The organism is Methylobacterium gnaphalii, from assembly GCF_007992215.1.
GTDB lineage: Bacteria > Pseudomonadota > Alphaproteobacteria > Rhizobiales > Beijerinckiaceae > Methylobacterium > Methylobacterium gnaphalii.
In genome coordinates, this window is sequence record NZ_BJZV01000002.1 from 218635 (window position 1) to 241728 (window position 23094).

General features: G+C 67.4%; 19 protein-coding genes and 1 tRNA gene. 9 read left to right on the forward strand and 11 right to left on the reverse strand.

Going from position 1 to position 23094, the window contains the following annotated elements:
• The first annotated feature begins 57 nt into the window (after positions 1-57).
• The 3 genes from MGN01_RS02990 (at position 58) to MGN01_RS03000 (ending at position 5723) form a co-directional block, all read left to right on the forward strand.
• A complete protein-coding gene (locus tag MGN01_RS02990) occupies positions 58-804 on the forward strand; it encodes a CDP-diacylglycerol diphosphatase (protein ID WP_147045086.1) in 747 nt (248 codons plus the stop codon).
• Between the two features lie 194 nt (positions 805-998).
• Positions 999-2285, forward strand: coding sequence for an O-antigen ligase family protein (locus tag MGN01_RS02995; RefSeq protein ID WP_147045087.1), 1287 nt, complete (start codon positions 999-1001; stop codon positions 2283-2285).
• An 84-nt stretch (positions 2286-2369) separates the two neighbouring features.
• Positions 2370-5723, forward strand: a complete 3354-nt coding sequence (locus tag MGN01_RS03000; protein WP_373319185.1) for a PAS domain-containing protein — start codon at positions 2370-2372, stop codon at positions 5721-5723.
• A 121-nt stretch (positions 5724-5844) separates the two neighbouring features.
• On the opposite strand, the gene MGN01_RS03005 is transcribed toward MGN01_RS03000, so the two are convergent.
• The 5 genes from MGN01_RS03005 to MGN01_RS03025 form a co-directional block, all read right to left on the reverse strand.
• On the reverse strand, positions 5845-6147 hold the full coding sequence (locus MGN01_RS03005; RefSeq protein ID WP_147045088.1) for a hypothetical protein: 303 nt from the start codon (positions 6145-6147) through the stop codon (positions 5845-5847).
• Between the two features lie 12 nt (positions 6148-6159).
• Positions 6160-6471 (reverse strand): EthD family reductase, encoded by a 312-nt coding sequence (locus MGN01_RS03010; protein ID WP_147045089.1) that lies wholly within the window; start codon positions 6469-6471, stop codon positions 6160-6162.
• A gap of 278 nt (positions 6472-6749) precedes the next feature.
• Positions 6750-6834 (reverse strand) — tRNA-Leu (locus MGN01_RS03015).
• Between the two features lie 87 nt (positions 6835-6921).
• Positions 6922-8283, reverse strand: coding sequence for an ATP-binding response regulator (locus MGN01_RS03020; RefSeq protein ID WP_147045090.1), 1362 nt, complete (start codon positions 8281-8283; stop codon positions 6922-6924).
• 98 nt (positions 8284-8381) lie between these two features.
• A complete protein-coding gene (locus tag MGN01_RS03025) occupies positions 8382-9551 on the reverse strand; it encodes an FIST N-terminal domain-containing protein (RefSeq protein WP_147045091.1) in 1170 nt (389 codons plus the stop codon).
• 305 nt (positions 9552-9856) lie between these two features.
• Between MGN01_RS03025 and MGN01_RS03030 the strand changes: the two genes are divergently transcribed.
• The 4 genes from MGN01_RS03030 to MGN01_RS03045 all read left to right on the forward strand — a co-directional run bounded on the left by MGN01_RS03030 (position 9857) and on the right by MGN01_RS03045 (position 14370).
• On the forward strand, positions 9857-11437 hold the full coding sequence (locus MGN01_RS03030; RefSeq protein ID WP_147045092.1) for a putative bifunctional diguanylate cyclase/phosphodiesterase: 1581 nt from the start codon (positions 9857-9859) through the stop codon (positions 11435-11437).
• A 382-nt stretch (positions 11438-11819) separates the two neighbouring features.
• Complete coding sequence (locus MGN01_RS03035; protein WP_147045093.1) at positions 11820-13100, forward strand: PQQ-dependent sugar dehydrogenase; 1281 nt, start codon at positions 11820-11822, stop codon at positions 13098-13100.
• A 20-nt stretch (positions 13101-13120) separates the two neighbouring features.
• Complete coding sequence (locus MGN01_RS03040) at positions 13121-13453, forward strand: c-type cytochrome (RefSeq protein ID WP_238258011.1); 333 nt, start codon at positions 13121-13123, stop codon at positions 13451-13453.
• 251 nt (positions 13454-13704) lie between these two features.
• The gene (locus MGN01_RS03045; RefSeq protein ID WP_238258014.1) at positions 13705-14370 is read left to right on the forward strand and encodes a response regulator; all 666 of its coding nucleotides are present in this window, start codon (positions 13705-13707) and stop codon (positions 14368-14370) included.
• A gap of 90 nt (positions 14371-14460) precedes the next feature.
• On the opposite strand, the gene MGN01_RS03050 is transcribed toward MGN01_RS03045, so the two are convergent.
• From MGN01_RS03050 to MGN01_RS03070, 5 genes are all read right to left on the reverse strand, one after another.
• Positions 14461-15312, reverse strand: a complete 852-nt coding sequence (locus MGN01_RS03050; protein WP_147045095.1) for a CheR family methyltransferase — start codon at positions 15310-15312, stop codon at positions 14461-14463.
• On the reverse strand, positions 15309-16469 hold the full coding sequence (locus MGN01_RS03055) for a protein-glutamate methylesterase/protein-glutamine glutaminase (RefSeq protein WP_147045096.1): 1161 nt from the start codon (positions 16467-16469) through the stop codon (positions 15309-15311). Before MGN01_RS03055 ends, MGN01_RS03050 begins: the two co-directional genes overlap by 4 nt.
• Before the next feature lie 103 nt (positions 16470-16572).
• On the reverse strand, positions 16573-16956 hold the full coding sequence (locus MGN01_RS03060; RefSeq protein ID WP_147045097.1) for a response regulator: 384 nt from the start codon (positions 16954-16956) through the stop codon (positions 16573-16575).
• Positions 16957-16979: 23 nt separating this feature from the next.
• The gene (locus tag MGN01_RS03065; protein WP_147045277.1) at positions 16980-17459 is read right to left on the reverse strand and encodes a chemotaxis protein CheW; all 480 of its coding nucleotides are present in this window, start codon (positions 17457-17459) and stop codon (positions 16980-16982) included.
• A 26-nt stretch (positions 17460-17485) separates the two neighbouring features.
• Entirely contained in the window at positions 17486-20200 is a 2715-nt protein-coding gene (locus tag MGN01_RS03070) for a hybrid sensor histidine kinase/response regulator (RefSeq protein WP_147045098.1), read from the reverse strand.
• Between the two features lie 271 nt (positions 20201-20471).
• Here MGN01_RS03070 and MGN01_RS03075 point away from each other — a divergent pair, with 271 nt between their 5' ends.
• Positions 20472-21062, forward strand: a complete 591-nt coding sequence (locus MGN01_RS03075; RefSeq protein WP_147045099.1) for a PilZ domain-containing protein — start codon at positions 20472-20474, stop codon at positions 21060-21062.
• Positions 21063-21217: 155 nt separating this feature from the next.
• Here the strand turns inward: MGN01_RS03075 and chpT are convergent, their stop codons facing one another.
• Positions 21218-21949 carry a histidine phosphotransferase ChpT gene (chpT, locus tag MGN01_RS03080; protein ID WP_147045100.1) on the reverse strand — a complete coding sequence of 244 codons (732 nt, stop codon included), beginning with the start codon at positions 21947-21949 and terminating at the stop codon, positions 21218-21220.
• A 186-nt stretch (positions 21950-22135) separates the two neighbouring features.
• On the opposite strand from chpT, the gene MGN01_RS03085 reads away from it, so the two are divergent.
• Entirely contained in the window at positions 22136-23059 is a 924-nt protein-coding gene (locus MGN01_RS03085; protein ID WP_238258016.1) for a 3'(2'),5'-bisphosphate nucleotidase CysQ family protein, read from the forward strand.
• Positions 23060-23094 lie beyond the last annotated feature (35 nt).

Here is a 23094-nt window from a genome sequence, read left to right on the forward strand (position 1 = left end):
AATGGTCGACTTGTCCAGTCGGAGTGTTAACACGTCGGGCGGATGGTAGAGGGCGTCATGCGCGCTGCCCTCGCCTCGCTTGCCCTCGTCGTGACCGCAGGCACGGCCTATGCCGGCGTCACTCGCGATACGCTCTGGGTCGTGACGCGCACCTGCGTCGCCGCCCAGGCGACCTTCGGCAAACCGTTCCCCTGCCTGCATGTCGATCTCGGCGGCCACGACCAGCCGGGCTTCGCCGTGCTGAAGGCTCCCCTGCTCAAAACCGAAGTCGTGGTCATGCCGACCGCGCGGATCGTCGGCCTCGAGGATCGCTCGCTGCGTCAGACATCCGGCGCCGCCTATTGGCGTGCCGCAACGCAGGCACGTCACTTCGTCACCGATGCATTGCAGGGCAGGCTCGACATCAGCGATGTCGCCTTTGCCGTGAATTCCCAGGGCGGACGCTCGCAGGACCAACTGCACATCCATCTCGACTGCGTGCAGCCGGCTGTGCGCGCGACGCTTCGTGCGAATGCGACAGCTTTCACGAGCGAGTGGCATCCCCTGCCCTTCCCGCTCGAGCGCGAGCGGTACTACGGCAAACTCGTCCCGGCGGACGCCTTGGACGGCCTCAACCCCTTCGCGGAGCTCGCGCGCCTGCCGGGACTGCACGATCTGCGCGCGACGAGCTTCGCCATGGTCAGCACGTCGCCAGGGGACCCGGCTCAGGGTGCCTATCTGCTGGCCTATCGGGCTGCGGATAGCCACGCCGAGTGGCTGCTCGACCACGATTGTGCGTTGGCCGGCAAGACGGCCGCGCATTAGCGCGGGATCGTCATCGTACCTTCCCAAGGGCCGCAGCGATCGGTCTCGTCAAACGTTTTAGCGGCCTTTCGGGAATCTCAACCATTCGGTGGTTCGATCCGAGCCTGTACGGGACCGCGTCTGAGCGGGATGGTGCCTGAAGCGGGGTGCCGTTCCGGTTGTTGCGTCGGGCGGTCCTCGGAGCGCGTCGAGCCATGCCGTCCACGGCCGCAGCCCTGCCCTTGCGCGCTGGCGCCTGGGCCGAGATCCCTGTCCTCGCGGCCTTCAGGGGGCTGGCGAAGGTCATGCTCGCGGCCTTCATCTTCTTCGCCTGCTTCGCTTTTTCCGAAACCTCGCCCTACGACGTGATCGCGCTGCCGACGATGGCGCTATGGCTGGCGCTCGGCGTCCGTCTGCATCGCGGGGTGATGCCGCTGGTCGGCCTGCTGCTGCTCTACCTCGTGGCGATCGGGACGAGCCTGATGCCGTATCTGGCCGAGCCGTTTCCCGTCACCTGGACGATCCAGCTCGTTTATCTCGTGCTCACGAGCATCATGTTCGCGATGATCTTCTCCGACGATACGGAGAGCCGGATGGAGCTCGCGCTCAAGGCCTACACGGTGAGCTGCGTGTTCTCGGCCTTTCTCGGCCTGATCGGCTACCTGCAGATCCTCGGCATCGAGGATCTGTTCTACAAATACGACCGTGCTTCGGGCACCTTTCAGGACCCGAACGTGTTCGGCTCGTTCCTGACGCTCGGCGCGCTCTACCTGATGCACAGGCTGCTCACCGGCACGACACGGCGGCCGGTGATGGCCTTTGTCGCGCTGCTGATCATCCTCGCCGGAATCTTCCTGTCGTTCTCCCGAGGGTCCTGGGGTGGGACGGTGGTGGCGACCGGGGTGATGATCCTCTCGGTCTACCGCACCAGCGCCTCGGCCCGGCTACGCCGCCGGATCGTGGCGCTGAGCCTCGTCACCCTCGCCATCGGCATCGTCGCGGTGATCGGGCTGCTCTCGATCGACCAGGTCCACAAGATGTTCGAGGCCCGCGCCTCGGTGACCCAGGACTACGATGAGGGCGAGACCGGGCGGTTCGGCAATCAGCTCCGCGGCATGGCCCTGCTTCTGGAGATGCCGTTCGGCATGGGCCCGATGCATTGGCGCCTGATCTTCAAGCTGGAGCCGCACAACTCGTATATCGGCAGCTTCGCCAATGGCGGCTGGCTCGGCGGCGCGACGTTCATCGTGCTGGTGCTGGCAACGGCCTTCATCGGGTTCCGGCTCATGAGCCGGGACACGCCGTTCCGCGCGCATGCCCAGATCGTCTGGCCGGCCCTGATGATGTTCTTCCTGCAGGCCGTGCAGATCGACATCGAGAAATGGCGCCACGTCTACATGATGCTCGGCATGGTCTGGGGCCTGGAGGCCGCACGCCTGCACTGGCTGTCGCGCCGAGGGCATTCCGCAGAGGACGGGAACGAGCATTTAACCCCGTATTAACGACGGTTAACTAGATCTCATCGACGGCTACTCCAACAACCTTGAATTGCGGGCCGGGTCGTCCTGCCCGGGGGGCTTTGTCATTTGATCAGGTGTCCGTCGGTCGAAGCGGAGCGTCTGGCCGCTCTGCGCGCCCTGCAGATTCTCGACACGCCTTCAGAAGCGCATTTCGAGGCGGTCTGCCGCACGGCCAAGCGCCTGTTCGGCGTGCCCATTGCCCTGGTCTCGCTCATCGATGCCGACCGGCAGTGGCTGAAAACCGAGTGCCCCCTCGGCATCCAGAACCTGCCGCGTTCGGTGGCCTTCTGCGACCACACCATTCGCAGCGATGCGGTGCTGGTCGTCGACGATGCCAGCCGCGACCCGCGTTTCGCGTCCAATCCCCTCGTCACCGGCGCCATGAATCTTCGGTTCTATGCCGGCGCGCCGCTGATCCTGCGCTCCGGCATCCGCGTCGGGGCCTTGTGCCTGATCGATACGGCACCGCGCAGCTTTTCCGAGGAGGATATCGCGGCCCTGCACGACCTGGCCGAGATCGTGGTCGCGCATCTGCGCCTGCACGAGGCGAACGCCCTGCGCGAGCGCGAGGCCGAAGCCCGAAAGACCCGCGAGCAGGTCATCGAGGCCCAGGCCTCGCAGCTGCGGATGCGCGAGGCGGCGCTCGCCGACGCGAACCGCCTGCTGACGCTGGCCGAGACGATGGCCCAGGTCGGCCATTGGCGGGCCGCGATCGCGGATGGCGGGATGGTCTGGTCGGACGGCACCTATCGCATCCTCGGTCACGACACCGACGCGCCGGTGGCCCCGCTCGCCCAGTCCATCGCGGAGATCTACCATCCCGACGACCGCGAGCGGGTGAGCGCGCTCGTGGCGGCGGCGGTGCAGGACCGCGCCGGCTTCGCCTTCGAGGCGAAGATCGTGCGCCCCGACGGCGAGTGCCGCGACGTCGCGGTGAGCGGGATCTGCGAGACCGGGCCGGAGGGCGACGTCACCGGCCTGTTCGGCACCATCCTCGACATCACCGAGCGCAAGGGCAGTGAGGCGGCGCTCGCGCGCAGCGAGGCGCGCTACCGGGTTCTGGCCGATGCGCTCCCCATGCTCGTCTGGGCCGCCCGCACCGAGGACGGCACGGCGACCTACACCAACGCCTGCTTCAACGCGTATTACGGGCCGATCGGCCGGTCGCGCAGGGATCGCCGCCGCTGCGCCCATCCCGACGATCTCGGGCGGCTGGACGCCGCCTGGCTGGAATCGCGGTCCGGAGAACAGCCGTTCAACGTCGAGGTCCGCCTGCGGCGGCATGACGGGGTCTATCGCTGGCACAGGATCGTGATGATCCCGATCGCGCAGTCCGAGGATAGCGCGGCCGCGGAATGGCTTGGCACGGCCCTCGACGTGGACGACATCATCACGACGCAGAAGCGGCTCGAGGAAACAGGCGACCTGCTGCGTCTCGCGCAGGAGGCCGCCGATGCGGGCTCCTGGGACTACGACATGCAGACCGGCATCGTCGCGCTGGATCGCGAGCATCAGCGGCTGTACGGACTACCCGAGGACAGCGATCTCTCCGTCCCTGCCGCCGCCTGGACCGCCCTGGTCCATTCCGAGGACCGGACCGCCGTCTGGGACGCGGTCCAGCGCGCCACCGACAGCCATACCGACTACGTCGCCGAATACCGGATCGTCGGGGGCGCCTCCGAGCGCTGGATGCATGCCTGCGGCCGTGTGCTCTACGATGCCGACGACCGGCCGATCCGCATGGTCGGCCTCAGCTTCGATGTAACCGAGCGCAAGCAGGCCGAGGCTGCCCTGCAGGCAGCCATCGAGGCGGCGGAGGCCGCCCGTGCCGAGGCCGAGCGCGCGAGCGAGGCGAAGAGCGAGTTCCTCGCGGCCATGAGCCACGAGATCCGTACGCCGCTGAATGGCATTCTCGGCTACGCGGACCTTCTGCTCGACAGCGGGCGGCACAGCCCGGAGGACCGGCGCCGGCTCGAACTGATCCAGGGCTCGGGCGCGGCTCTCCTCACCGTCGTCAACGACATCCTCGATTTCTCGAAGATCGAGGCGGGCCAGTTCGAGCTCGACCCGATCGCGTTCGCGCTGCACGGCCTCATCGACAATACCGTCTCGATCGTGCGCGGCAGCGCCCTGAAGAGCCCGCTCTCGCTCGCCTGCCGGATCGACCCTGCCCTGCCGGCCTTCGTCTTCGGCGATGCCAGCCGCCTGCGGCAGGTTCTGCTGAACTTGCTCAACAACGCCGTGAAGTTCACCCCCGAGGGGTCGGTGACGCTCTCGGTGGTGCATGAAGGCTCGCGCGTGCTCACGACGGGCGAAACCGTGGAGGCGATGCGCTTCTCGGTGTCCGACACCGGCATCGGCATCGCACCGGAACAGCTGGATCGCCTGTTCAAGCGGTTCAGCCAGGTCGACGGCTCGATCGGCCGGCGCTTCGGAGGGTCGGGGCTCGGCCTCGCGATCTGCCGCCATCTCGTGACGATGATGGGCGGCGAGATCGGCGTGGAGAGCCAGCCCGGCGTCGGCTCGACCTTCTGGTTCACCCTGGCCCTGCCGCGGCGCGACAATGTGCCGGAGCTCGCGTCGGAGACGCTTCCCCTCTTCGCGACCGCGGCGCCGGAGACGGCCAGGAGTGAGAAGCCGGTGCGCGTGCTCCTCGTCGAGGACGTGAAGATCAACCAGGAGCTCGCCCGCGCCGTCCTCGAGATCAAGGGATACCGCGTCGACATCGTCGAGGATGGCGCCGACGCTGTGGCGACGGTACGCGCGACGGCGGCCGGCCCGAACCCCTACGACGTCGTGCTGATGGACGTGCAGATGCCCGGTATGGACGGGCTGACCGCGACCCGCCTCATCCGCCAGATGCCGGGCCATGCCGGCCAGGTGCCGATCGTCGCGATGACGGCCAACGTGCTGCCCCGGCAGATCGACGACCTGCGGGCCGCCGGCATGGACGACCATGTCGGCAAGCCGTTCAAGCGCCGCGAGCTTTACGCCGCCATCGATCGCTGGGTCGCACATGAGCGCAGCCGGCGAAGCAGGGCCGTGTCCTCATCGGGTGCCCCCGCTGCGGTCCGGCCGCGCGAGGCGATCCTGGACGAGGAGACCTTCTCCAGCATCAAGGAACGGATGGGTGCGGACCGCATCCAGTCCCTGCTCATGTTGCTGGAGGAGGAACTGCAGGCGCGCTTCGCGGCGACGGATACGCACGGCCTCGATGCTGTCGACCGGGCTCAGCTCGCTCACGACGCCCACGCCATGATTTCGGCCGCCGGGATCCTCGGCTTCGTCGGGCTGTCGCGACTCTGCCGCGAGGTCGAGGCGGCCTGTCATGCTGGAGACGATCTCGTCCCCCTCATCCGCCGCCTCGCCGAGCTGCGCGGCGGCGCGATCCAGACGATCCAGGAGCTGCGCGCGGCGTAGGCGCTTCGTCCTCGATCGGCAAAGCCAGGGCAATCCGGGGCCAACACAACGGCGGTGCCGGCGTGGCCCTGGATTGCTTCGCTTCGCGCTCGCGATGACGGAAGGAGAGCCGAACGCCCGGTCAGCCCTCACCCTCGGGGATCGGATCGCCGGTCCAGGCGGTGGCGAAGCCCGCGAGGTGACGCGAGTCCTGGAAAGCGAGCACGGTCACCTTGCGCTCGGCCGGCGCCGCGCCCGGATAGGGCGCGAGCAGCACCGTCTCTCGAGAGAGCCGGGCGCCGGGTGCATGGCCCTCGATCCAGGCCTGTGCCTCGGGTGTCAGGGTTTCCGGATCGGCGAGCGCGCGCGAGTCGGCCCGCAGCACGATGATCGTCGAGGGGAGCGATGGGTTGCTCCCCCGAAGCTGCTGGATGATGTCGATCATCGCCTGTCCGCGCTATTCCGCGAATTCGTTGATCTGCACGGCGGCCTGCGTGTCGGTGAAGTTCGGGATGTCGCCGAAGATCTCCGCACCGTCCGTCTGAGCCGCGGCCGCGAATGCTTCGGCGGATTCGAACCGGAGCAAGGCCATCACCTGATAGGGAGGCGTTTTGCCGTCGGGCGTGGCGACGCCCTTGACCACCTTGTAATCGTGCAGGCCCTTCGGGGACCAGCGCTCGCTTACCAGTGGCATGTGCTTCTTGAGGTAGTAGTCCATGTCGAAGCGCGTGCCGGCGCCGCTCGGATACATCACGCTGACCAGAACCATGGCGTTTCCTCTCGTTCTCGTTGGCAGTGCCGAGGGATAGACCATCGATCGCGCGGCTGCGCAACGGCGGCTGGAGGCCGCGTCAGGCGGCCAATCCCGCGCACCGCGAGGCATCGGCCAACATTCCCGGCACGGTGGCGGGCGATGGACCCGGGCGGGTGTGAGCCCGACGCGTATCGAGACGGAAATCCCGGGCCCAGGTCAGGGGGTTCAAGAGTGCGAGGACGGCTGCGGCGGCGCCGCGCGGTGCCCGGATCGATCAGCTCTGCTGAAAACGGTGGTGCGGGCGGTCGGAATCGAACCGACACTCCTTTCGGAACCGGATTTTGAGTCCGGCGCGTCTACCAGTTCCACCACGCCCGCATGCGGCTTCGTTCCCCATGGGGAGTCGAACCATGCCGTTGCCGGTCCATGCCACACGCGACCCGATGACGTCCAGAGTGCGGCCGCTCAAGCCAGCATGTAGGCCAGGAGCGAGCGCAGCTGCGCCGGCTTGATCGGCTTGTGGACGAGCTCGGCTCCCGTCTCCATCACCTGCTGCTCGATCTCCTTGCTGTAGTCGGCCGTGGTGACAATCACCGGCGTGACCCAGCCCCGTGTGCGCCGGAGATAACCGACCACGTCGAGCCCGACCGCACCGTCGTCGAGGTGATAGTCGATGATGATCACGTCGGGCCGCTTCATGCCCTCGCCGAGTGCCCGGACGACGCCCGCGAGGTCGCGATGGGCGCTCACCTGCGCGTCCCAGTTCTTCAGGAGCCGCACCAGGGCCTCGGAGGTCGAGGCGTCGTTCTCGACGACGAGCACCCGAGCGCCGGTGAGCGTGGTCGCCACCGGCATGATGCGGATCCCGGCGTCGGGCCTCGCCTTGCCGCTCGGCAGATCCAGCGTGATCCGCGTGCCGTGGCCGACCCGCGAATGCAGCGCGATCGGGTGATTGAGGGTGGAGGCCATGCGCTGCACGATCGACAGGCCGAGCCCGAGACCGAGCCCGGCCTCCGGATCATCCGAGTCCTTGCTGCCCCGGTAGAATTCCTCGAAGACGAGGGCCTGCTCGGCCTCGGGGATGCCGCGGCCGGTATCGATCACGTCGATGCGGCAGCGCGGGCCGCGCTTCCTCACCGCGATCAGCACGCCGCCGGTCTCGGTGTAGCGCACGGCGTTCGAGACGAGGTTCTGCAGGATGCGCTGCAGCAGCACGATGTCGGTCTCGACGAAGACGTCGTGGCAGCGCGTGACGAGGCGCAGGCTCTTGCGCTCGGCGAAGGGCCGGAAGCTTGCCTCGATATTCGCGACGAGGTCACGGAGCCGGACGGATTTCAGCACCGGGCGCACGGCGCCGGCATCGAGCTTCGAGATGTCGATCAGCGTCTTAATCAGGTCCTCGATGGTCTGTAGCCCGCGCTCGACCTGGCCGGCGACCGTCTGCGCCTCCGGGCTCGGCGAGAGGTCGGCCAGCGCCGAGAGCGAGAGGCGCGCGGCGTTGAGGGGCTGCAGCAGGTCGTGGCTTGCCGCCGCGAGGAAGCGTGTCTTCGACCGGTTGGCGGTCTCCGCCTCTTCCTTGGCCGCCTGCAGCGCCTCGTTTGAGCGCTCGAGGCTGTGCATCAGCGCCGTGAGCTCCTCCGTGCGCGAGCGGACGCGCCCCTCCAGCATGATGGCGGTCTGAAACAGCGAGTAGGCGCCGCCCTGCTGGTCCATCGCCCGCTCGACATGGGCCATCAGCGAGGCGTTGATGCGCTCGAGCTTCTGTACGCGCCGGTTGAGGGCTTCGACCGTGTCGGGCGTGGCCTGCGAAAGGCTCCCGCCGTTCATCGTTGCTCGACCATGGCTGTGGCCCCTCGCGCCGGCGACCCGGCCGGCTCCCGCACGAACAATGCCACGAAACGTTCCCGTGGGATCATAGACCAAAGTCAGACGGGGTTGCCGAGGCCGATGGCGATGCCCGTGAAGGTCTGGTTGAGGTGCATCGAGCGGTACTGCTCGCCGTAGGTTTCGAAGCCGACGACGCCGTAGCGGCGGTAGAGGTCGGAAATCTTGTGGCGCACCTGGCGGCTCTCCGCATCGACGCGACGAAGGACGCAATCGAAGCCGATCACCACGTCGAGGCCGCCGAGCGCCGTGTCGAGGCTCGACAGCTCGGCCCGCGTCGCCTCGACGATGTCGCGCGGCTGGGCCAGCGTCAGCACCGCGCCCTCGCTGATCGCGCAGAAGAAGGTCAGCGACCCGTCCGGGTCGAGCCGGCTGATCGAGCGGCAGTAATACTCCCCGCCGATCTTCACCGCGAGCGGGTGGGCGGCGAAGCTCATCGGCGTGAGGCGCTCGGGATCGAGCCCGACCGCCATCGCGTATTCGTGCGCGGCCGGCTCCGCGTTGAGCTCGTGCACGCGGCGGTTCTCCTCCGAGGCCGCCGTCACGACGAATTTCTGCGACGTCGGCTCGAAGTTGTCGCTCTTGAAGATCCGGATCGGAAAGTCGGTCTCGACCAGGATCAGCACCGCCGCGTTGGTGTGGGCCTCGCCCTGGTGGATCAGCGCGGTGCCCGAGAAGGCGAGGTCGTCGCCGGCCGAGCCGCCAACCAGCGGAATCCCGTCCAGTGCCCAGGCCACGGCGGAGACCACCGTCTCCTCGGCATTCGCCAGGGCATCGATCAACGAGAGCGCGAAGCGCTGGCCGGGATCGCGGTCCGGCCGGCCCTGGTCGAGCGTCCGGCGCAGCGCCCTGACCGAGGAAGCGGCGCTCTCCACGTCGAGCTGGTCGATCTCCGTGAGCACGCTGGAGACGATGCGGAACCCCTCGCGGGGGAAGGCGATGGCCACGAAGCCGCGATCGATCGCGCCGGCAGGGCTGATCCCGCCCGAGGTGCTGCATCCGGCGAGCCCGACACCCGGGAACTGTTCGGCGATGGCGGCGGTGAGCTCGGAGGTGGAGTAGGCGGGCGAGAAGAAGACGAGCAGGTGCCCGATCGAAGCGCGATCCAGCACCGACGCGATGGCGATTACGGCCTCTCGCGCATCTGTGGCATCCGTCCACGCGGTCTGGATTCCGCACAGATGCGCGCGCATCTGCGTTCCCTGCACCACGGCTCCACTCCCAGGCGCGAGGTCCGTCCGGTCTCCGGCGGCCCATGCTCCTGAACGTTATGTCGACACCGGCAACATCTCGCAATCGCCGCACCGGGGTCGGTGGACAACGCCTTCGGGCAGACCGGGCGCAGCCGCGTGTCCCGCAACGGTCTCGGCCGACACGGGCGGGCCGTTCAAGGCTTGGTCACCATTTAGACAGTCGAACCCGCTTATTTCGCCGGGTCGATCGCAGGCGAGCGCTCGAATTAGACGCTCGTTAATCGCTGCACCCTCCCCTGGACGCTCGCTGCGGAGACAAATTGATGGCGGGTGAAAAAAGGGCGCGTTGGGGCGGGAGCGAGTTCTACGATCTCCTCTGCCTGATGATGATCGGCGCGTGCGGCTGGATGGTCGGCGTGCAACTCGGAGCCTTCCGGGCGCTCGACGCCATCATGATCGATCACGGTCTGTCCGAGCTCGTGATGCTCGGTTGCTTCGTCGGGTTAGGTGCCTTCGTCGCGAGCCTGCACAAGTCCCTGCGACTGCGCCGGGCGATGCTGGAGCGCGATCGGGCGGAGGAGCAGGCCGCGTTGTCGGCGCGTCACGACTCCCTGACCGGCCTGGCCAATCGACGCCGTTTCGTCGAACGCGTGGATGCCGGCTTCCGCCGCGAGGCGGGCGAGATCGCGGCTGTGTTCGTGATCGACCTCGACCGCTTCAAGCCGATCAACGACCTCTACGGGCACGCCGCGGGCGACGCCGTGCTCTGCACCGTTGCCGAGCGCCTGGAGCAGGTGCTGCCGCCCGGCAGCCTCGCCGCGCGCCTCGGCGGTGACGAGTTTGCCGCCATGCTCCCGTCCTCGGTCGGCAGCGATGCGGTCGCGCGAATCGCGCAGAGCGTCATCGCGACGCTCTCCCTCCCGATCACCTGGCAGAGTTCGGAGTTGAAGATCGGCGCCACTATCGGCATCGCGGTCGCTAGCGAGTCCGTCGCCGACGCCGAGGCTGCCCTGCACGCGGCCGACCTCGCCATGTACCAGGGCAAGCGGGACGGGCGCGGAAGCTTCCGCTTCTTCGAGCGCGCGATGGACGACGCGCTGCGGGCCCGCGCCCTCATGGAATGCGACCTGCGCGAGGCGATCCTCGGCGGCCAGATCGAACCGTTCTACCAGCCCGTCGTGTCGTTGCACGACCGCGAGCTAATCGGTTTCGAGGTGCTCGCCCGCTGGCGGCATCCCGAGCGCGGCGTGCTGCCGCCGAGCGAATTCATCCCGATCGCCGAGGAGACCGGCATGATCGGCGATCTCTCCTACGGTCTGCTGCGCCGGGCCTGCCGGGACGCGGCCAGCTGGCCGCCGCATCTCCAGCTTGCGATCAACATCGCGCCTCAACAGTTCCAGGACCGTTGGCTCGCCGAGCAGATCCTCGCCGTCCTCGACGAGACCGGTTTCCCGGCCGGTCGCCTGGAGGTCGAGATCACCGAGAGCGCGCTGATCCACGATCTCGAGGCGACCCGCGCGACCCTGACCTCCCTGCAGAATCTCGGCGTGCGCATCGCCCTCGACGATTTCGGCACCGGCTATTCGAGCCTGTATCACCTGCGCGAGCTGAAGTTCGACAAGCTCAAGATCGATCGCAGCTACGTGAACTCGATCACGATGAGCGACGAGCGCGCGAAGCTGGTGGATGCGATCATCAAGCTCGGATCGAGCCTCGGCCTGGTCACCACGGCCGAGGGCATCGAGTGCTCCGGCAGTCTGGGCTGGCTCGAGGACCAGGGCTGCGACTTCGGCCAGGGCTATCTGTTCGGCAAGCCGATGTCGAAATCGGAGGCCGACCAGTACGTCGAGGGAGGCACGACGGAGGTGTCAGCCAAGACGGCGGCCGAGCGGGCCGCGGCCTGAAGCGGTTCTCCTTCGCGGCGCTCGCAATGACGGCTGTGGCTCGGCCACCGTCGATTTGGGCCAGCACCTTGCGAGTATCGACGTCGACGACAGTGCTGGTAGCGTTGGTCTCGTTGGCGATGGACAGCGCCCTGCCATGCGGGCGATGCCCGACCAGGAAAGTGTCCGCCCCTTAGCGTTTGGCCAAGCAGGATAGGCGCCGACCCTTCCCGCGGAATTCGACCAAGGTCCGAAGGCGCTCGTCTTCCGATCACGCGCCGAAGCGCTCTGTCGCGAACACGCAAGCGTGAGCATGCGCGCGCTTGCTCGCGTGCGGCGGCCCCCTACAACCATCGGTAACCGCCGCATCCATCATGACGGGCGGATCTTGGAGGGTAACGATATGCGAAGGTTCGGTCTCGCCTCGGTCGCGCTCGCCGCGTTCCTGGCTCCGTTCGGCGCTTGGGCGCAGGGTGCGCCGGCCGGCGATGCGGGCGGCAAGATCGACACCCTGGAAAAGCTTCAGGGGATGCAGTCCACCGGCACGGCTGCTGCGGCCGAGATCCCGCAGACCGGCAAGCGCGCCGACGCGATCCGCAAGACGCTGGCGAAGATCAAGCTGCCGCCCGGCTTCAAGATCGACCTCTACGCGATCGTGCCCGATGCCCGGCAGATCGCGGTCGGCCCCAATGCCGGGGTGCTCTTCGTCGGTACGCGCAAGACCAAGGTCTATACGGTGACCGACCGCGACAAGGACCGCGTTGCCGACGAGGTTCGGCCCTTCGCGCCCGGCGTCACCTTCAAAGATCCCAACGCGGTCTGCTTCTCGCGCGACGGCGTGCTGTTCATCGGCGAGCTGAACCGGGTGCTGTCCTTCCCGGCCGCCGAATTCTTCTACGAGAATCCGGACGTCGCCCTGAACGTCGTCGTCAAGCAGGGCGAGCTGATCCCCGCCTCCGAGGAGAGCTTCAACCACTCGGCGCGCGTCTGCAAATTCGGTCCGGACGGCAAGCTCTACATCGCGCTCGGACAGCCCCACAACGTGCCGCCGAAGGACAAGCTGGACCTCTATGCCAAGACCGGCATCGGCGGGATCATCCGGATGAGCCCGCTCGGCAAGGAGCGGGAGGTCTACGCTACCGGTGTGCGCAACTCCGTCGGGCTTGATTTCAGCCGAGAGGACAAGGCGCTGTGGTTCACCGACAACCAAGTCGACGGCATGGGTGACGACATCCCGCCGGGCGAGCTGAACCGGGTGTCGAAACCCGGCGAGAATTTCGGCTTCCCCTGGTACGGCGGCGGCAAGATCCGCACGGTCGAGTACAAGGACGAGACCCCGCCGAAAGACGTCGTTTTCCCGCAGGTCGAACTGCCGCCGCACGCGGCAGATCTCGGTATGACCTTCTACAACGCCAAGATGTTTCCAGAGACCTATCGCGGCGGCATCTTCACGGCCGAGCACGGCTCTTGGAATCGCACCCAACCGCTCGGCGCCCGCGTGATGTTCACGCCCGTGAAGGACGGCAAGGCCGGCGAGCCCAAGCCTTTCGCGGTGGGCTGGCTCACGGATGACGGCGAGTATCTCGGGCGTCCTGTCGATGTCGCGGTCCTGCAGGACGGCTCATTGCTGGTCTCGGACGACACCACCGGTGCGATCTACCGGATCTCCTACGAGGCCCCATGAGAGGGCCTATGAGAGGGCCCATGATCGAGCGCGTGGCGGCGGCATCGGCCGCCGTCCTGTTGCTGACACTTGCCGCCGGACCGGTGCTGGCGGGCGATGCCGCTGCGGGGCGCAAGCGCGCCATCGCCTGTCAGACCTGCCACGGCATCGATGGTGTTTCGCGGCAGCCCGAGGCGCCTAACCTCTCGGGTCAGGTCGAGGGCTATCTCGTCAAGGCTTTGATGGACTTCCGCTCCGGTGCGCGCAGCAACGAGACCATGAACCTCGTGGCAAAGGGTCTCGACGACGCGGCGATCGCCGATCTCGCGGCGCATTACGCGCGCATCCCGATGGAGGTGACGCCGCCCGACTAGGCCGCCGCCCTTTCCGATCCGCCCGGCTCCGATTGTACCAATGGGAGCAGGACGGCGAGCCATGGATCGGCGTCATAGCCGGCCGGCCAAGTCTCGATGCAGCCCATCGTCGAAGCGGATCATGCGACCATCAATGTGTTGGCATGCTGCCAATCATGCAGGTCGCACGCACGAACGGGACGATTTCTCAGCGGGTTGGAGATATGATTCCAGCCGATCGGGGCGTTGAGTCCCGGCCGGAGGGCGTTGTCTTGCACCTTCTCATCGTCGACGATCATCCCTTGTTCCGCGAGGCGCTCGCGAGCGCGATCACCCTCGCCTTCCCGGAAGCGCGCCTCGAAGAGGCTGACGGCATTCGTTCCGCCTGCGACCTGCTCGCGAAGAATCCGACGATCGACCTGACCCTCCTCGACCTCTCGATGCAGGGCGTTACCGGCTTTGATGGCCTCGTCACCATCCGCACCCGGTTTCCCCGCATCCCGATCCTGATCGTTTCGGGGCTGGAGGATCCGCGCATCATGCGCGAGGCCGTACACCACGGCGCCGCCGGCTACGTGCCGAAGGCCGTCGACAAGGCGACGTTGACCCGCGCGATCTCGGAGGTGATGAACGGCGCGGTGTTCATGCCGCCGGAGCTGGCTGGCAGCGTCGATCCCGTGCCGGCGCGAGCGAAGAAGGCTCCGCTCGCCGAGCGCATCGCCCTGCTGACACCTCAGCAGATGCGGGTTCTGATGATGATCCGTCAGGGCAAGCTCAACAAGCAGATCGCCCATGAACTCCAGGTGGGCGATTCCACCGTGAAGGCCCACGTCTCCGAGATCCTGCGCAAGCTCGAAGTGATCAGCCGGACGCAGATCGTCATCGAGACGGCCTATATGGATTTCGACCAGAGCAACGGATCGTTCACGGGGGGATAGCCGCTGGAGCGATCCAGTCCGCGAGCGTCGCTGACGCCCGTTCGCGGCAATGCAGGCCGCCCTCCCCTGCCAGAGGTGGGCCGCGGGTGACTACACCGCGGCTCGCAGCGGGGGCGCCGTCTGCGCCACTGCAGCGACGCCCTTCCGGTAGAGCCCGCGATGGACGCCGTCCGGAACGAGTGCGTCGGTCAGACCGATGACGGTCTCCGCAGCTCCGAGGAGCACGGCACCGTCGGGAGCCAGGGCCTTCGCGATCCGCCGCAGCACGTCGCTCTTCGTCGGCATGTCGAAATAGATCAGCACGTTGCGGCAGAACACGATGTCGAAGGTACCGAGGTGATCGAACGGCTGCAGGAGGTTCAGCGGCCGGAAGTCGATCATCGTGCCGAGGCCCGGATCGATGCGCCAGCGGTCTCCCTGCTGCGTGAAGTATTTGACGAGGAGTTGGGCCGGCAGCCCGCGCTGCACCTCGAAATGACTGTAGATGCCGGCCTTGGCCTTCTCTAGCACTTCGGTCGAGAGGTCGGTGGCGACGATCTCGATGTGCCAGCCCGCGAGCCGTGGCGCCGCCTCCTTGAGCAGCATGGCGAGCGAGTAGGGTTCCTGTCCGCTGGACGCTGCCGCGCTCCAGATCCGCAGGCGCCGGGTCGCGGCGCGCGCCGTGATCGCCCGCGGCAGGAGCACGTCGCGGAACATGTCGAACGGGGTGCGGTCGCGGAAGAAGAACGTCTCGTTGGTCGTCATCGCTTCGACCACGGCCTGCTCGACGTCGCGGCGCGAGGTCCGTAGGGCAGTGCAGAGGTCCGAGAGCGTAGCGAGATTGAACCGTCGGCAGATCGGGTTCAGCCGGCTCTCGACGAGATAGAGTTTCTCAGGGCCCAGCGCGAGGCCGGAGCGATCCTTGAGAAAGGTGCGCAGGTAGTCGAAGGCCGCGTCGCTCATCGCGCCTGTCCCGTCAGATGGGCCTTCAGGGTCGGACCGATCTCGGGCAGCGGCAGCACGCCGTGGCAGAGGCCTGCCTTGGCGACGCTGCCGGGCATGCCCCACACCGTGCTCGTGGCCTCGTCCTGCGCGAATAGCATGCCGCCAGCCTCGACCAGCGCCCGCGCGCCCGGCGTTCCGTCCGATCCCATGCCGGTCAGGATCACGCTCAGCGTCGCCGCGCCGAAGACGGCCGCCGCGTCGAGGAACAAGACGTCGACCGCCGGGCGGCAGAAGTTCACCACCGGGCCGTCGTCGAGACGGATCACCGGCTCGCCCTTGGCGAGACCCATATGGCGGCCGCCCGGCGCAACGTAGATCCGGCCCGGCTGCAGGCGCTCGCCGTCCTTGCCCTCGGCCGCCGGCAGGCCGACGCGGGCGCCGAGATGCTCGGCGAAAACCGCCGTGAACACCGGCGGCATGTGTTGGACGATCAGCGTCGGGATGTTGCGCAGGCTCGCTGCGCCGATCCGCTCCAGCACGTCGCCCACGGCGCGGGGACCGCCGGTGGAGGACCCGATCAGCAGGCAGCGCGGCGCGGCGATCGTGCGCGGCTTCGGGCGCAGCGTCACCGGCGACGACAGGCGCGAGGCTGCAGGGGCTGGAGCCGCCGCGGGGGACGTGCCCTGGCTGGCTGGAGCCGGAGCGGCCACACGTCGGTGCCGTTTGGCGCCGAACAGACGCACCCTCTCGATTAGGTCGGTGCGGAAGGCGTCGGACGTGGTGACGCCGCGCGAGCTCTCAGGCTTGGGCAGGTAGTCGACCGCGCCGAGCGCTAGGCATTTCAGCGAGATGTCGGCATTGCGCTGGGTCAGCGTCGACATCATCACGACTTGCAGGCCGGGGACACGGGCCAGCATCAGCGGTAGAGCCGAGGTGCCGTCGAGCTCCGGCATGTCGATGTCGAGGAGCACCACGTCCGGATCGTGCTTCGCGACAGCGTCGAGGGCGATGCGGCCGTTCGAGGCGGTGGCGACGACGTCGAAGCCGGATTCCGTGAGCCAGCGTGAGACGAGGCCGCGCACCACGGCCGAATCGTCGGCGATCAGGACGCGTGTCGGTGTGCTGGGAGCCGATGACGCACCGGGAGGAGGAGTGACGGCGAGGGCAGCCGGCATGGGATCAGCGCTTTCGGTGCAGGGTCGAGAGTGTCTCGGGTGACGGACCCGCGAGCCGAAAACGGACAGCGCGGGCTCGACTCAGTCGCCTGATCTAATGTGGTCAGGCAGCGTGGGCCTCGCGGGGGAGGCCCACCTGCTCCAGCTTCGTCATCAGGATCTCGCGGTCGAACGGCTTCATGATGTACTCGTCCGCGCCGCCATGGAGCGCGCGGGCAATGGCGCCGACATCGTTCTCGGTGGTGCAGAACAGGACCTTGGGATGGGCCCCGCCCGGGCTGGCGCGCAGTGCCGTCAGGAACTCGTAGCCGTCCATCTTCGGCATCATCCAGTCGAGCAGGATGACGTCCGGCATCGCCTCCGTGCAAAGCGCGAGAGCGGTCTCGCCATCCTCGGCGTCGGAGACCTTGAGGTTCACGGTCTCGAGGATGCGCCGCGCCACCTTCCGGATGACGGCCGAGTCGTCGACGATCAGAGCAGTGTTCATGTCAGGTCTCTGTCGGGGGAACGTCAGGCCGCGAGCGCTTCGCCGAAGGCGAGCAGCGCGGTGATATCGAGAATGACGAGGAGACGGCCGTCGAGCCGGTGAACAGCGCTGGCGAGATCGCGCCAGCGGGCATCGAGGTTGATCGGCACCGGCTCACAGGTCTCCGGGCCGAGCTTCAGCACTTCGCCGACGCCGTCGGTGACGAGGGCAAAGGTTTCGGAGCCCTGCTCGAGGCCGATCGCCATGCAGGTCGCGCCGGCCTCGCGATCGGGCAGGCCGAGGCGGCGGCGCAGGCAGAGCGCGGTGACGACACGGCCGCGCAGGTTGATCAGCCCAACGATTTCGCGTGGGGCGAGCGGCACGGAGGTGATGCCCGAGGGCATGAACACGTCGTGGACGCGCTCGATGGCCAGGCCGAACATCGCGTCGCCGACGAAGACGGTGACGTAGTCGCGCTCCCCCGAGAGGGAGGCCTCGGCAGCGTTGGTGTTGGCGGCCTGCATGGCGGAGCTTCCGGAGGACATGGGGATCAGGCAGCCTGGTCGAGGGGGGCGGTATCGAGCTCACCGAGGGCGGCGACGAGGCCGCTCCGGTCGAACTTCGCGACGAGATCGCTGATGGAGAGCGCGCGCGCCTTGGTGATCGATTCGGGGCCGATCTGGCCGGACAGGGCGATGACCGGCAGGTTGCCGAGCCGGCCGCCGCCCTTGCGCATGGCGGCGACGAGGTCGAATCCGGAGCGGCCGGGCATCTCGAGGTCGGCCACCACCACGCTGATGTCGGCATCGGACTTGAGCACGCGCAGGGCGTCCTCGGCGCTTGCGGCGGTGGCGACCTCGTAGCCTGCCGCCTTCAGCACGGGAGTCAGCAGGTTGCGGAAGAAGGCCGAGTCGTCGACGAGAAGCAGCGTCGGGTTCTTGGCCTTCGCCGCGCGGGGCCCGCGCGCCCAGTCGTCATAGGCCAGCGGCAGGAAGTGGCTGACATCGACGATGTCGGTGGCGCGGCCACGGAGAACGGCGGAGCCGATCAGATCGGAGCGGTCGGCGACGATCTCGACGTTGAGATGGTCCTCGACGATGTCGACGATCTCGTCGACCACGAGGCCCATGGCGCGGTCGCCGTCCGAGAACACGACCAGCGCTTGGCTGCCCTGCGAGCGGATCTCGATAGCGGGATCGGCCGGAACCAGCGGCATCAGCTTGCCGCGGTACTGGATCAGCGGGCGACCGGCGAGCCACTCGATCTTGCCGGCATCGATCTCCTCGATGCGGGTGACGAGGGAGAGCGGCACCGCCTTGAAGCTGCCGCCGCCCTTGAAGACCAGCAACGTCGCCTTGTCGAGCGCGGCCTCGCCGGCCTCCTCGGCCTGGTCCGAGGCGTCTCCGCTGGCCGCACCCTGGCCGACCTTGCGGGCGATGCCGTTCGGATCGACGATCAGCACCACGGCGCCGTCGCCCAGGATGGTGTTGCCGGCGAAGAGCGGGATGTGCCGCAGCTTGGAGGACATCGGCTTCACGACGATTTCTTCCGTGTGGAAGACCTCGTCGACGAGGATGCCGAAGCGCTGGCGGCCGACCTGGGCGACCACGACGAAGCCGGAGACCGGCGTGTCGGCACCGGTCGCCCCCATGTTGCCTTCCATGAGCGAGGAGAGCGAGGTGATCGGCAGCAGCCGTTCGCGCAGGCGCATCACCGGAGCGCCGTTGATGCGCTCGACCCGGTTGGTGCCCTCGGCTTCGATTCGAACCAGCTCGCGCACCGCGATCTGCGGCACGGCGTAACGCTGGCCACCGGCCTCGACGATCAGCGCCGAGATGATCGCGAGCGTCAGCGGAATCTTGATGGTGAAGGTGGTGCCGGCGCCGCGTTGGGTGGCGATGTCGATCATGCCGCCGATCGACTCGATATTCGTCTTGACGACGTCCATGCCGACGCCGCGACCGGAGACCGAGGTCACGACCTGCGCCGTCGAGAAGCCGGCGTGGAAGATGAACTTGGCGACGTCCGAGTCGCTCATGCGCTCGACATCGGCCTGGCTGGCGATGCCGCGGTCGACCGCCTTGCGGCGGATGGCTGCGAGGTCGAGGCCGCGGCCGTCATCTGCGATCTCGATCGAGATCGTGCCGCCCTCATGATAGGCAGAGAGGCGGATGGTGCCGCCCGCGGGCTTGCCGGCCTTGATACGCTCTGCGGTCGACTCAATGCCGTGATCGGCCGAGTTCCGCACCATGTGGGTAAGCGGATCCTTGATCAGCTCCAGCACCTGCCGGTCGAGTTCGGTCTCTGCACCGACCATCACCAGCTCGATGCCTTTCGACAGTTCGGCCGAGAGGTCGCGGACCACGCGCGGCAACTTCTGCCATGCATTGCCGATCGGCTGCATGCGGGTCTTCATCACGCCGTCCTGAAGCTCGGCGGTGACGTGGCTGAGCCGCTGCAGCGGAACCTTGTAGCTGGTGTCCTCGTGACGACGGGCGATCTCGAGGAGCTGATTGCGGGTCAGCACAAGCTCCGAGACCATGGTCATCAGATGCTCGAGGGTCTCGACGTTGACCCGGATCGTGCGATTCTTCTGGGCGGCCTCAGCCGCCTCCGCCGTCATCTCGACGGGCTTCGATTCGGGAGCCTTCTCGGCAGCCGCCTTCGTCTCAGCGGAGGTCGCGGCCGGAGCCGGTGCAGCAGCGTCTACAATGGCCGGCGAGTCGGGGATCGAGGGCAGCGGCGGAAGCGGGGCCAAATCATCCGGACCCTCGGCCTCCATGAAGGCGCGCTCGAGTTCTTCCAGTGAGACCTCGCCGGGCTTCAGCTCGCGCTCCAGGGTCTGCACGACCAGGGCCGCGGGGGCGGGAGCCGGCGCGGCCTCTTCGGCCGGCATCTGCGACATGGCGTCGAGGGCCTCGATCAGGTCCGCGTCCGATCCGGCCGGCTCGGTGCCGCCGGCTTCGAGATCGGCAAGGATGGCCTTGAGACGATCGAGCGTTGCGAGGATCAGCGTGACGGATTCGGAGCTGACCGGGAAGCCATCGCGAAAGCGGCCCATCAGGTTCTCGGCGGCATGCGCCAAGGTTTCCAGCCGTGGCAGGCCGAGGAACCCGCACGTGCCCTTAATGGTGTGGACCAGGCGGAAGATGTTCCGCAGGATCACCTGATTGTTGGGGTCCTGCTCGAACTTCACCAGTTCTGCGTCGACGGTGTCGAGATGCTCGGCGCTCTCAGTGAGGAATTCCCGCAGCAGATCGTCCATCGTCCAATACTCGGTCAACGCGCAGGCTCGTGCCATGCCTCATGACAGTTGACCGAATTGGGTTAGGGAAGCGTTTCACTGGTGACGGTTTCGCTGTCCTGTCGCAGGCCAAAGCAGAACAGTACAGCAGCGAACTCAGAGTTCGACCTGCCCAAACTTCGTTAATGCACTGGTTACCATAGCGGAATGTTCCGGTCGCGAATGCACGCCAAGCTTGAAACTATGGCGCAGCTTGCGACTTCACCGTTCAGAGCCAATGGGGATCCGCGCGATGCTTGCCTTTGGAGAACTGCCCTGGGCGAACCAGGAACGCGTCACGGCTGCTGGGCGCTGCACCATCGGTGACGGCGAAGAGTTCGCCTGCGTCGTCAACATGCCCGACAGCGAGACGGCGGAGGTGACGTGCGACTACCTCCCCTCGGACGAGGATATCGGCCAGGAGGTGATCTGCTACGTCGACGGGATCGGCCCGGTCGCCGGCAGCGTCCGGGAGCTGACCGATTCCGGGTTCGTGATCGGGGTCGAGGTCAATGCCGAGCGTCATGCCCGGATCGAGGCGCGCCTGACCTGGATGCGCGCGCACGTCCAGGGCCTCGCCGACCGGCGCACGAACACGCGCATCGTGCCCAAGCACCGGCGCACCACCGTGAAATGTCCGGATGGCCGCCTGATCGATGCCGAGATCGCGGACTTGTCCATGTCGGGCGCCGGGCTGGTTCTTGCTGAGAAACCCAATGTCGGCGCCGTGGTCACGGTCGGAAAGCGCTTCGCCACCGTCATCCGCCACAAGGACGACGGCATCGGCGTCGCCTTCCGACTGCCTTTCAGTGCGGAGACCTTCAACGAGCACGTGGTGTTGTAGGGCAGGAAGCGAGCCCGTCGGTCATTCCAGCCTTCGAAACAGAATTCGCAATCCGTGACTGACCGCAACTTTGTGTCAGGCGCGCGCGTCATTCCGGATTCGCCTTCGGCGCTCCGGAATGACGCGCATGAGTCTGCAATGACGGCCGAGAGAGCCTAGGCCAGCGCAGTATCCGGCGGCTCGCTGTCGGACGGCCGGGCGTCTTCGGGAACGGGCTCGCTGGCCGGGGCTGTCTCGGCTGCGGTCTCGGTCGGGACGGCCCGAATCGTCACCGCGTCGCCCTCGATCGAGAAATGCACCGACATCGCGGCGGCACGGGCCACGAGGCCGGCGTAATAGGCAAGGATGCCGTGGGAATCGACCGAACCGTTCTCCGGCGTGCCAGCGATCAGTTCCTCGGCATGCGGCGGGATGCGGGCGTGCGAGCCGGAGGCGACGATCACGATCTCCGGCGCGTCACCATCGCCCGTCACCTTGACGTCGATCAGGCCGCCGCGCGGGATCGCGGTCGAAGCGATCACCACGAGATTGAGCAGCAGCTTGACCTTGTTCTTCGGGAACAGGGCCACCGGCGCGCTCCAGGCGATATCCGGCTTCTCGTCCGCGAACATGTTGCGGGTGAGCTTCTCCGCATCGGCGAGGTCGATCGCCGCCCCCACGGAGCCGGAGGCGCCGAAGGCGATGCGCGCGAACTGAACCCGGGCCGAGGCGGTACGCGCGCTCTTGCGGATCAGGTCGAGGGCGAATTCCCGCATGGATGGATCGTTGTCGTCCTCCAGCACCTCCAGCCCGTTATTGATCGCGCCGACCGGGCTGATCAGGTCGTGGCAGACCCGCGAGCAGAGCAGCGCCGAGAGATCGAGGGCGTCGAGGGTGAGGCTGGCCATGAACGGCTCCGCGGTGAATTCGGTCTTTTATCCGCCGCGCTTGGCCGGGATGGGCGACACATCCGCAGCGAGCACGTGCCCGGCACCGATAGACACCGTTCGCTGCTTTGAAAAGCGGCGGCGCACCTCGACGATGCCTGTCGACAAGCGGCCGCCTTTCGGGGCATGACCTTGAGGATGAGTGTTTTGGGGTCAGAGTCGCGTCCGGCGACGCCCCCTCGCCTGATTGCGCCGGTCTCGGATGCATCGCGCGATGCCGTCGCCGCAAGCCTCGCCGAGATCGCCTGCGGGGCTGGCGAGATCCTGCGTCGCTATCACGGGACCGATTGCCCCCATCAACTCAAACCAGACGGATCGCCGGCAAGCCTTGCCGATATGCGCTCGGAAGAGTTCATCGTCGCGGCTCTGACACGTCTCTGGCCCGAGATCCCGGTGATCGCGGAGGAGATGAGCTGCGAGGCGAAGCCCGCCGAGCTTTTCTTTCTCGTCGATCCGCTCGACGGCACCCGCGATTTCCTGGCAGGCGTGCCCGAATACAGCGTCAATATCTGCCTGATCTGGAATGATCGTCCGATCGCCGCGGCGCTGGCAGCGCCCGGCCTCGGGCGAGTCTGGTACGCGGGCAGTCGTGCCGTCGAGGCGCCGGTGCGCGAGGGACGGCTCGGCGAACCGCATCCGATCTCTGCGCGTACGCCGCCGCGCGAGGGGCTCGTGGCGCTGGTGAGCCGTTGTCACGGCGATGCCGAGACCGATGCTTGCCTCGACAGCTTGCCGATCGTGCTGCGGCGCGTGACCTCCTCGGCGCTCAAGTTCGGACTGCTCGCGGCGGGTGAGGCCGACGTCTATGTGCGCTGCGTGCCGACTATGGAGTGGGATACGGCCGCCGGCGACCACATTCTCGCCGCCGCGGGCGGCCGGGTGGTGGGGCCGGACGGCACCCGGCTGACCTACGGCCACCGCGGGCGCTTCTACCGCAACGGCCCTTTCGCCGCCTTCGGCGAATGCGAAGAGGCGCCCTCCGTCGCCCTCCCCTCGCAATGCGCGCCGAGCTACCGAGACCGGCGGCGCGCCAGCGATGTCACATCGGCGGAAAGCCCGGCGCAGCCGTGACGGCTCGTTAACCTTGTCTTGCCGTTAACAGCCGA

What these genes read in the sequence shown, in the direction of transcription:
- MGN01_RS03020 (WP_147045090.1), bottom strand. Translation starts at nt 8,283, where the DNA reads ATGAACGGCGGGAGCCTTTCGCAGGCCACGCCCGACACGGTCGAAGCC.
- MGN01_RS03040 (WP_238258011.1), top strand. Translation starts at nt 13,121, where the DNA reads ATGATCGAGCGCGTGGCGGCGGCATCGGCCGCCGTCCTGTTGCTGACA.
- MGN01_RS03055 (WP_147045096.1), bottom strand. Translation starts at nt 16,469, where the DNA reads ATGCCGGCTGCCCTCGCCGTCACTCCTCCTCCCGGTGCGTCATCGGCT.
- MGN01_RS03035 (WP_147045093.1), top strand. Translation starts at nt 11,820, where the DNA reads ATGCGAAGGTTCGGTCTCGCCTCGGTCGCGCTCGCCGCGTTCCTGGCT.
- MGN01_RS03030 (WP_147045092.1), top strand. Translation starts at nt 9,857, where the DNA reads ATGGCGGGTGAAAAAAGGGCGCGTTGGGGCGGGAGCGAGTTCTACGAT.
- MGN01_RS03050 (WP_147045095.1), bottom strand. Translation starts at nt 15,312, where the DNA reads ATGAGCGACGCGGCCTTCGACTACCTGCGCACCTTTCTCAAGGATCGC.
- MGN01_RS03060 (WP_147045097.1), bottom strand. Translation starts at nt 16,956, where the DNA reads ATGAACACTGCTCTGATCGTCGACGACTCGGCCGTCATCCGGAAGGTG.
- MGN01_RS03005 (WP_147045088.1), bottom strand. Translation starts at nt 6,147, where the DNA reads ATGATCGACATCATCCAGCAGCTTCGGGGGAGCAACCCATCGCTCCCC.
- MGN01_RS03010 (WP_147045089.1), bottom strand. Translation starts at nt 6,471, where the DNA reads ATGGTTCTGGTCAGCGTGATGTATCCGAGCGGCGCCGGCACGCGCTTC.
- chpT (WP_147045100.1), bottom strand. Translation starts at nt 21,949, where the DNA reads ATGGCCAGCCTCACCCTCGACGCCCTCGATCTCTCGGCGCTGCTCTGC.
- MGN01_RS03065 (WP_147045277.1), bottom strand. Translation starts at nt 17,459, where the DNA reads ATGCAGGCCGCCAACACCAACGCTGCCGAGGCCTCCCTCTCGGGGGAG.
- MGN01_RS02990 (WP_147045086.1), top strand. Translation starts at nt 58, where the DNA reads ATGCGCGCTGCCCTCGCCTCGCTTGCCCTCGTCGTGACCGCAGGCACG.
- MGN01_RS02995 (WP_147045087.1), top strand. Translation starts at nt 999, where the DNA reads ATGCCGTCCACGGCCGCAGCCCTGCCCTTGCGCGCTGGCGCCTGGGCC.
- MGN01_RS03075 (WP_147045099.1), top strand. Translation starts at nt 20,472, where the DNA reads ATGCTTGCCTTTGGAGAACTGCCCTGGGCGAACCAGGAACGCGTCACG.
- MGN01_RS03070 (WP_147045098.1), bottom strand. Translation starts at nt 20,200, where the DNA reads ATGGACGATCTGCTGCGGGAATTCCTCACTGAGAGCGCCGAGCATCTC.